Here is a 4,239-nt window from a genome sequence, read left to right as displayed (position 1 = left end):
ATTCAACTGATCCAACAATTAGAAGAAGATGATAAGCAGACCATCTTTAAAATTATTGATAAAATGCTTACCAACAAGAAGTTTAAAGACTTCTTCAATAAAAATATAGCTACTCTCTATTTTTTTTAACTAAAATTTAACCATGCACCTTATATGGTACTTTTGTTACTTATTTGGTACTTATTAAAAAGAGTAAAACCTCAAAAATTACAAGCTATTTTATAAAATAAAACCCGCTAATCTTTCGACTAACGAGTTTTCGTTTTTTTATTTAGAGACAGCCCCTTTTGTTTTAGGCTAAAATTGATTTGAATTTGTTAAATATACTCTTGTAAAAAAAGATAAAAAATAATACTAATCCTATTATAACTTTTTGTAAACCATCCTCATCATATATTTTTTGAGAAGTAAAGTAAGTAAAAATAAGATACTCAAATATATATACAGCAATTATTACTAGTATAAAAACAAATATCTTTTTTATTTTAAAACTATAAAATAATGGAACTGAGAATAGTATTATATCTACAATAGGAAAAAATAAAACAATCCATAAATAATAAAATAAATCTTGACCGCTTCGAATGTTACTAAATTCTAATAATCTATAATCTTCATTAATTATCATAGGAATGACTAAAAAGATAATGTAACTTATAAGTATACTAATACAAACATTAAGAAAAGTAGGTTTTATCATGGTTAATTTCTTTTATAAAAGCGTGATGGATAATAAGAAAAATCTCGTATTGGTTGCCCTCCTGTTCGACCTTCTCCTCTTGCTGATGGAGAATACCCCTTTATAGGTGCGGTATGTGTACCTATAAAAGATGGTTGTTTATAATTCATCAACATAGTGTTAGTGTTATTTAATTTTAAAGTGGCTGATGGAAAAGTATTAGTATAAGCACTCACTGATAAATTCCCACTTCCTTTATCAAAATTAATATTTAATTTCTGCGCAACATCTACAACTTGGTATCCCATAGAGTTTAGTCCTTTTTCTTCAAAACTTGGAACACTTGCATGTTGCTCGTAACTAATAGACAAACCTGATTTTGTAAAATAATTATTACTTCCACCTTCTCCTGGATAAAAATCTCTTCCCTGAAATCTACCAAAAGTCTTTCCTATCTCCGTAGTTTTTGTAGCACTTAATCCCGTTAATTCTCCAGCACTATTTTCAGTTGCAGAAACATTAATTGTTGTTGTTAATTTATCTCCTTCAGGAAAACTCCCTAAAGGACCATCATAATTATCTGCTATAAAACTATTAAAAGTGAATGATAAATTTTTCCCTAAATAAGTTTCTTCTGCTTTAGTGGATGCCTGATTATTAGCGTTATTATCCCAATAAATAGAACCGTCTTTTCGTTGTACAAAATCTTCACCTATCATTCCTGTAGGATCCGTAAATCTAATTGGATTATTAAAAGTATAAGTATACGGATTCCAACTTGGCATCTGTTCCGCTAACGGGTCCACATTCATCCATCGACCAATAGCAGCATCATAGTTCCTTGCTCCGTAATCATACAAGTTCAGTCCTAGCTCCTCTTGATTATCCTTGCACTACGTGCGGTATCTTCGTCCAAAGCTCATCGCTTTTTCCTCGATAATATATTGGTACTTATAGTTTTGGGCTATCGTATTATTCTTCTCATTATACCCCTGATGTGCCAATCCAAAGGGATAATAGTTCGTCTCTTCAATGATCTCACCAACGTCGATCTTGTCGTTTTTATTCGCATCCGAGTAACTTAGGCGAACATTACCAAGGTGATCGCGATACTGATACACATAGTTTTGTGTTTCTGCATTGAAATATCCTTCTGCGGTCGGGAAGAAACTCAATGCCCCATCTACGTATTGACTCGAGCAAAGCGAACAGACGAAGTAAAACCATCTACATAGTCCGTTACCACTACGCTACTGCCTTGGGTGACTTTCTTCTGTACTTTTTCTCCTGTGGCTGTATAAAGGTAAGTAATTTTTCCGGCTGCAAAAACAACTTCGGTTGGTAAATTCAAATGATTGTACTTCATCGAAGTAATTCCCTTGTTGCGGTCTACTTTTAGGTTACCAAAACTATCGTAATCATAGTGTTTGGCAGCGGTACTCCCCTGTTTGAATCCATCGGTATTGTTAGAGGCATCCTTTAGACGCACAGATTACACCCGAGACTTTAATCGAATTGAACGAAGTTAAATCCGTGCGATCGGGATAAGATTGAAAAAGGATCACGTGATGTAACTGTCGCGGAACTGCAAAAGCTTTCCAAGCTCTTTAATTTATCTACCGATGAAATTTTAAATTACGATGAAAATATCCTGCCTAAAGGAGTAGTAATTGAAGATAAAACCACTGCGGAACAAATTCAACTGATCCAACAATTAGAAGAAGATGATAAGCAGACCATCTTTAAAATTATTGATAAAATGCTTACCAACAAGAAGTTTAAAGACTTCTTCAATAAAAATATAGCTACTCTCTATTTTTTTTAACTAAAATTTAACCATGCACCTTATATGGTACTTTTGTTACTTATTTGGTACTTATTAAAAAGAGTAAAACCACAAAAATTACAAGCTATTTTATAAAAAACAAACCCGCTAGTCTTTAGATTAGCGGGTTTTTCGTTTTTTATTTATGCGCACGGATTGCACCCGAGGCTTTAGCTGAATTGCTTGAAGTTAAATCCACTCGATCTGGCTACTATCATCTCATATAAAGCATTGAACAACGTTTCTAACTTTTGTTCATTCACAGCACACTCCGCGCGATCGGGGTTCTTATATTTTAAGTATAAAACAAAGTGTTAAAATTACGTATCTTTAGTGTTTACACTAAATACTAATCAAAAGATAAGCTAATTACACTTTAATTCTTTACATTTTATTATTTGCATATCATAAACAGAGTTTTTAATTTCTATCACATAGTTCCCTTTTTCTTTACAAAAAATCTCTCTATACATTTCTTTATCTAAGTTATAAACTTTAATAATTGTATATGACGTGTTATCAATCCAACCTACACTAAAATCAATAGCATATTCATATTTATCAACTCCTTGCCAATAATTAAATTTTAAAACAACATCATCCCCTTTAAGTAAATCTTTTGAAACAATTAAAGGATTTCCCAACGCATATGAATGAGTATAAAAAAGTTCATCTTTTTTATAGAAATCAAAATCTATCTTTTGAGTAACAATCGTATCATCCACCAATAATACAATATTACTATTATAATTATTTTGCGACAAACATGTTGTTCCAAATAAAACTATAAATGCTAAACTTAACATCACCTTATCTCTTAAGTACTCCATTAGTATAATTGGATAATATATTATTAATTGTTCTAGAATCTATTCTCATGATCTCTCGTCCTTGAGAGTTATAAAACACTCCTCCTTGTTTATTTTGAGGTAAATTAATTGTACCATTGGGATTTGTCGTCACTAGTCCTCTTTCTAAATTACCTGAAATTATATTTACACTATAATTTTTAAAAGACTCATAATCAGAACTTGATGGTTCAGTTGCCAAAATAGTATATGCATTTCCATCCTGAACTAATGTTCTTGTAGGATGTGAATGTCCTTGAATATCTACATTACTTGTATCTATACCTAACATATCAAAAGGGGTTATAGCCCCTCCCATAACACCTTTATTAACACTAGCTACTCCTCCTTCTGTAAATCTAGTTCCTTTACCATTTAATTGTATGTCAAATCTCACTTCATGCAAACCTCCTCTTGTATCAGGTGAAAATTTATGATTACTAGGAGAATTTGTCATCGTTAACGATGTTTTTATTGCTGAAAGACTACTAAGCCCTCCTTGAACTTCATTCTTATCTGCATTTAAATAATTCGATGTATTTCCTTCAGAGATATAAATTTTATTATCATCTATACCATCACTTCCTAAATAATTTCCTTGTTTATTAAAATAATCTCCATCAACCGCACTCATCCCTGTAGGATCAATCAAATTAACAGGATTATTATGTACATAATGATACGGATTCCAAGCGGGGAACTCTTCCGCCAACGGATCCACATTCATCCATCGACCAATAGCCGCATCGTAGTTCCTTGCTCCATAATCATACAAGTTCAGTCCTAGCTCCTCTTGATATTCTTTTGCATTATATTGGTACTTATAGTTTTGGGCTATCGTATTATTCTTCTCATTATACCCCTGATGTGCCAATCCAAAGGGATAA

The 4,239-nt window shown here is 32.1% G+C and carries 4 protein-coding genes and 1 pseudogene; all 5 read right to left on the bottom strand.

What is annotated here, in order from left to right; all coding sequences use genetic code 11:
- Positions 1-702: 702 nt before the first annotated feature.
- Positions 703-1,548: pseudogene (locus HX004_RS17590) on the bottom strand (RHS repeat-associated core domain-containing protein); the annotation flags it as partial.
- 24 nt (positions 1,549-1,572) lie between these two features.
- Positions 1,573-1,854: a hypothetical protein gene (locus HX004_RS17585; RefSeq protein WP_286444150.1), complete on the bottom strand. Its 282-nt coding sequence runs from the start codon at positions 1,852-1,854 to the stop codon at positions 1,573-1,575.
- Positions 1,855-1,862: 8 nt separating this feature from the next.
- Positions 1,863-2,168: a hypothetical protein gene (locus tag HX004_RS17580; RefSeq protein WP_286444147.1), complete on the bottom strand. Its 306-nt coding sequence runs from the start codon at positions 2,166-2,168 to the stop codon at positions 1,863-1,865.
- 701 nt (positions 2,169-2,869) lie between these two features.
- Positions 2,870-3,334: a hypothetical protein gene (locus tag HX004_RS17575; protein ID WP_286444144.1), complete on the bottom strand. Its 465-nt coding sequence runs from the start codon at positions 3,332-3,334 to the stop codon at positions 2,870-2,872.
- Positions 3,315-4,239: RHS repeat-associated core domain-containing protein (locus HX004_RS17570; protein WP_286444143.1), on the bottom strand; the 925-nt coding region annotated here is incomplete at its 5' end. The genes HX004_RS17575 and HX004_RS17570, both read right to left, overlap by 20 nt.

This window comes from Myroides sp. 1354 (assembly GCF_030324495.1).
Lineage (GTDB): Bacteria > Bacteroidota > Bacteroidia > Flavobacteriales > Flavobacteriaceae > Flavobacterium.
Note: the sequence above shows the minus strand (reverse complement) of the source record. Positions and strands in the feature narration are given on the sequence as shown.